The organism is Leifsonia sp. HAY1-4F (assembly GCF_056755275.1).
This window is the reverse complement of the sequence record NZ_JBNDHX010000162.1, coordinates 1-5079: the sequence shown is the minus strand read 5'-3', so window position 1 is coordinate 5079 and position 5079 is coordinate 1. Positions and strand designations below refer to the sequence as shown.

At 69.1% G+C, this 5079-nt stretch carries 4 protein-coding genes; 2 read left to right on the top strand and 2 right to left on the bottom strand.

Features of this window, described 5'->3' with window-relative positions; all coding sequences use genetic code 11:
- Positions 1–75 precede the first annotated feature (75 nt).
- Positions 76–963: a succinate--CoA ligase subunit alpha gene (gene sucD, locus ACPYOG_RS18575; RefSeq protein ID WP_481295626.1), complete on the bottom strand. Its 888-nt coding sequence runs from the start codon at positions 961–963 to the stop codon at positions 76–78.
- Positions 964–980: 17 nt separating this feature from the next.
- The gene (gene sucC / locus ACPYOG_RS18570; protein ID WP_481295625.1) at positions 981–2144 is read right to left on the bottom strand and encodes an ADP-forming succinate--CoA ligase subunit beta; all 1164 of its coding nucleotides are present in this window, start codon (positions 2142–2144) and stop codon (positions 981–983) included.
- 233 nt (positions 2145–2377) lie between these two features.
- On the opposite strand from sucC, the gene ACPYOG_RS18565 reads away from it, so the two are divergent.
- Both ACPYOG_RS18565 and ACPYOG_RS18560 read left to right on the top strand, forming a co-directional pair.
- On the top strand, positions 2378–4012 hold the full coding sequence (locus tag ACPYOG_RS18565; RefSeq protein ID WP_481295624.1) for a hypothetical protein: 1635 nt from the start codon (positions 2378–2380) through the stop codon (positions 4010–4012).
- Positions 4013–4075: 63 nt separating this feature from the next.
- Complete coding sequence (locus ACPYOG_RS18560; RefSeq protein ID WP_481295623.1) at positions 4076–4900, top strand: oxygenase MpaB family protein; 825 nt, start codon at positions 4076–4078, stop codon at positions 4898–4900.
- The last annotated feature ends 179 nt before the right edge of the window (positions 4901–5079 follow it).

The following is a 5079-nucleotide window of genomic DNA, read 5'->3' as shown; positions in this document are numbered from 1 at the left end:
TCCGTCGTCGGCAGCGTCAGATGTGTATAAGAGACAGTCCGTGAACGGATCCGGCCCTCGCCGAGTGGATGCCGCCTACAGCGCGGCGTAGACCTCGCGGAGCAGGGCTGCGGTCTCGGACGGCGTCTTGCCGACCTTCACGCCCGCGGCCTCCAGCGCCTCCTTCTTGGCCTGCGCCGTGCCGGCCGAACCGGACACGATCGCGCCGGCGTGACCCATGGTCTTGCCCTCGGGCGCGGTGAAGCCCGCAACGTAGCCGACGACCGGCTTCGTGACGTTCGCCTTGATGAAGTCCGCAGCGCGCTCCTCCGCGTCGCCGCCGATCTCGCCGATCATGACGATCGCCTTCGTCTCCGGGTCGGCCTCGAACGCGGCGAGCGCGTCGATGTGCGTCGTGCCGATGACCGGGTCGCCGCCGATGCCGATCGCGGTCGAGAAACCGAGGTCGCGCAGTTCGTACATCATCTGGTAGGTGAGGGTCCCGGACTTCGAGACCAGGCCGATCGAGCCCTTGCCCGTGATGTTGGCGGGCGTGATGCCGACCAGCGACTCGCCGGGCGTGATGATGCCGGGGCAGTTCGGGCCGATGATCCGGGTCTTGTTGCCCTTCTCCTTGGCGTACGCCCACGCCTCGGCGGAGTCCTGCACCGGGATGCCTTCGGTGATCACCACGAGCAGCGGGATCTCGGCGTCGATCGCCTCGACCATCGCATCCTTCGCGAATGCGGGCGGCACGAAGATGATCGAGACATCCGCCCCGGTCTTCTCGATGGCTTCGACGACCGTGCCGAACACCGGAAGCTCGATGTCGCCGTGGGTGACGGTCGTACCGGCCTTGCGCGCGTTCACGCCGCCGACCACCTGGGTGCCCGCCTTCAGCATGAGCGCCGTGTGCTTGGTGCCCTCGCCGCCGGTGATGCCCTGGACGATGACCTTGGAGTCCTTGTTGAGGAAGATTGACATTCTCGTTCGTCCTTCGCTTACTTCGCGGCCAGCTCGGCGGCCTTGTCGGCGCCCTCGTCCATGGTCAGGGCCAGCGTCACCAGGGGGTGGTTCGCCTCCCGGAGGATGCGGCGGCCCTCGTCGACGTTGTTGCCGTCGAGGCGGACCACGAGGGGCTTGTTGGCCTCGTCCCCGAGGATCTCCAGAGCCTTCACGATGCCGTTGGCGACCGCGTCGCAGGCAGTGATGCCGCCGAAGACATTGACGAAGACGCTCTGGACCTGCGGGTCGTTCAGGATGACGTCGAGGCCCGCGGCCATGACCTCCGCGGAGGCGCCGCCGCCGATGTCGAGGAAGTTCGCGGGCTTCACGCCGTTGTGCTTCTCGCCGGCGTAGGCGACGACATCCAGGGTCGACATCACGAGCCCCGCGCCGTTTCCGATGATGCCGACCTCGCCGTCGAGCTTGACGTAGTTCAGGTCGGCCTGCTTGGCCTTCGCCTCCAGCGGGTCGGCGGCGGCTTTGTCCTCCAGCGCCTCGTGGTAGAGGTGGCGGAATCCGGCGTTCTCGTCCAGGCTCACCTTGCCGTCGAGAGCAATGATGTCGCCCTCTTCGGTGAGCACCAGCGGGTTGACCTCGACGAGTGTCGCATCTTCGCCGGTGTATACCGCGTAGAGCTTCACGAAGACATCGGCGACCTTCTCGACGAGTTCCTCGGGGAATCCGGCGGCCTGAGCGATCTCCACGGCCTTGGCGTGGTCGAGGCCGGCGCGGGGGTCGACCTCGATGCGGGCGAGCGCCTCCGGCTTCTCCACCGCAAGCTGCTCGATCTCCATGCCGCCCTCGACGCTGGTCAGCGACAGGTAGGAGCGGTTGGCCCGGTCGAGGAGCACCGAGAAGTAGAACTCGCGGGCGATGCGCGCTCCGCCGGCCACCATGACGCGGTGGACGATGTGACCCTTGATGTCGAGGCCGAGGATGGCCTTGGCCGCCTCTTCCGCCTCGTCCGGGTTCTTCGCGACCTTGACGCCGCCGGCCTTGCCACGTCCGCCGGCCTTCACCTGCGCCTTGACGACGGTGACACCGCCGAGTTTCTCGGCCGCTGCGCGCACCTCCTCCGGCGTATCCGCGACGATGCCCGGAAGCACCGGGACCCCGTACTTCTCAAACAGGTCTCTGGCCTGGTACTCGTATAGATCCACGGTTATCCAATCCGCTGGTGTTCCGGTGCGCTCGTGGCTGCCGATCGACTTTTCCTGGCGGTCCGACGGGAGATAGCTCGACGCCGAGATAAATTCGCCACGACGAACTTTAGTCCCTCCGGCTGGACGGCCCGTAACCGCACGATGTGCTCACATTCGTCTCTGCGACGCAGTTGTCCACCGATGCCCCGCGTGACGGGTCGGGAGATCGCGTCCCCGGCGATGGTTGATCCATGACCCATCGACCTTTCACCCTCATCACCACCCTCTGTCTCGCCGGACTGGCCGTCTTCATCGGCATCCTGCAGAGCGTCCTCTGCGCCACGCCAGCGCGGGCACTGTCTGCAGACGGCCACGGGCCCGGCTATCTCTCCTCCGATGGCTTCTGGCTCGGCGCCTACCACTTCGACGACGGCGCCGTGGGCTTCTGCCTCAATCCCGGGAAGCGAGCGCCCGTGGGCCTGGAGTACAGCTACGCCGATCCGGCGGGAATGGGATGGTGGACGCCCGAGCAGTCGGCCGTCTTCGCGTACATCGCCCGGAGCTGGGCAGGCAGCGGCGATCGCCTGACCGCCGCCGCCGGCCAGTTGGCGACGTGGATGTACGCCGGGATGTCCGAGGCGGACGCGCAGGTACACGCCGGCCGCGCCGGGGCCGACACGGACGCCGTGTACGCCAGAGCCCTCGACATGGTCGCGGAGGCGACCACGCGGGGGTCGACCGGCGTCCGGGCCGCGGTCGTCATCGAACTGGCGGAGAACGGGCCCGGCCGGGTCCGGGTGGAGTTGACCGTCGACCGCCTGTCCGGTCCTGACCTGCTCGTCGCGGGCGCCCATCCCGTCTCGGTCACCCTCACCGGTGCCACGTTCGACGACGGCACGGCGATCGCGACCATTCCCTCGGGAACCGATGTCGCCATCCACCCGACGGGAACGGAGGCGAGTGTCGCCAGCAGCGCGACCGCGACGACCGGGAATCTGCCGTATGGCGACCGGCTGACGGTGGCCCTGCCGACCGTGGATGCGCAGGCGGTTCTGATCGCCCAGCCGTCGAGTGCCACGGCCCATGCCGAGGCGACCGCGACGGGACCGTCCCCCCTGCCCTTCCAGCCCCGGGTGGAGACGCAGACGTCCGCTGCGGTGGCGCATCCGGGGACTCCGGTCACCGACCGGTTGGCTGTGACGGTCGACGACGGGGACGGGCTCCTCCCCACCTGGGGCGTGACATCCTCCGGCGAGGGACTGGTACCCATCACGGCAGTCGTCGAGAGCACGCTGCACGGGCCTTTCGCCGACCCGATCGCTCGAGAAGAGACGGTTCCGGACGGAGCGCCCACCGTGTGCACGGTCGAGACGACGGTGACCGGAATCGGCGAATACACGACTCCGTCGTGCGACCTTCCGGTCGATGGCTACTACGTCTGGACGGAGCGGATCGACCCGTCGCGCACGGACCCGTCCGCGGGCGGCACGCGATTGCGGTCCTGGACGTCGGCGTTCGGGATCGCCTCGGAGATCACGGTCGTTCAGGCGCCCGGGGCGATGGGGACCACTCCCGCGGCGAGCCTCGACGTAGTTGACGCGCATCCGGCCCCGACGACGGCACAGCTCGCCGACACGGGCACGGACATCCTCGCGCCAACTCTGTGGGGCACCGGTGCGAGTGTCAGCGGTGCGGCTCTTCTCGTGGCCGGACGGCTGCGCATGTCCCGCGGGGGCCGTCGGCACGGACGCCGCTCTGCACGATCAGGGGTTCTGACCGGGCTCGATGGCACATCCGGTGCTGGACGACCCGCGCGGCGTTCCGGCCGGCGGCTTTCCGGCCGACGGCTGTCCGGGCCCCGCCGCGGACGGTCGACGTGGGTGTGATCGCGCGCAGTGGGCCCAGCGCTCTTTCCGGCCACTCGCAGGAGGGCACGGCACCATGGCCTCGTGGGCATCATCCGACGCAACCGGCCCGTCCGTGCGACGCAGATCGCATCCGAGGCGCTGACTCTGGCGGGCGGAGGCCGGGCACTGCTCCTCCAGATCGCGCATCCCGCCGTCGGGCGAGGGGTGGTGGAGCACAGCGACTTCTCCGAGCGGCTGATGGACCGTTTCGATGGAACGATGCTCTATCTCTCCGCGGCGATGTTCGGTACCCCGAAGGAGCTCGCGGCGATGCGACGGGTCGTCAACCAGGCGCACGTCCCAGTGCACGGCGACGCCACTCTGGGCCGGCCGGCATACAGCGCATACGACCCCGAGCTGCAGCTCTGGGTCGCGTCCACGCTGTACCAGACGATGATGGAGCTGCACCGGCGCGTCTTCGGCGATCTCACGGCGGCGCAGGCGGACGAGGCATATCGGGAGTTCGCCCGTGCCCTGTCCAGTCTCCAGCTGACGGAGGATCGCTGGCCCGCGACGCGGTCGGACTTCGACGGCTACTGGGAACGGATGATGGCCGGTCTCCGCGCGGAACCGGACGTCCTCGCCGTCTCACGGCAGATCCTGCACCCCCGGCACGCGCCGTGGTGGCTCCGCTCGCTGCTCCCGGTGGCGCGCCTGGTCACGGCGGGACTGCTTCCGGAGCGGTTGCGGCACGAGTTCCACCTGCCCTGGAACGAGCGCCGGCAACGACGCTTCGACCGGGTGATCCGCTGGACGGCGGTGATGTACCCGCGCCTACCGCTGCGTCTGAGGCACCTCCCGCGCGACCGGTACCTGGCGCGGCTTCGCCGCACCGTGGGGCCGGGCGACGGGACCGCCGAGGGTTAGGGAGGCGGCCGGAGGCGGTCTATCGGTGGCGGCACCGTTCCCGCCTGGGCCCCCGGGCTAGGTCGTCTATCGCCCTGGCCCCACCGAACCGGCCCACCGAACCGGCCCCACCGAACTGGGCCTATCGAAACGGCCCCACCGAACTGGGCCTATCGAAACGGCCCCACCGAACTGGGCCT

What these genes read in the sequence shown, in the direction of transcription:
- sucD (WP_481295626.1), bottom strand. Translation starts at nt 963, where the DNA reads ATGTCAATCTTCCTCAACAAGGACTCCAAGGTCATCGTCCAGGGCATC.
- ACPYOG_RS18565 (WP_481295624.1), top strand. Translation starts at nt 2,378, where the DNA reads ATGACCCATCGACCTTTCACCCTCATCACCACCCTCTGTCTCGCCGGA.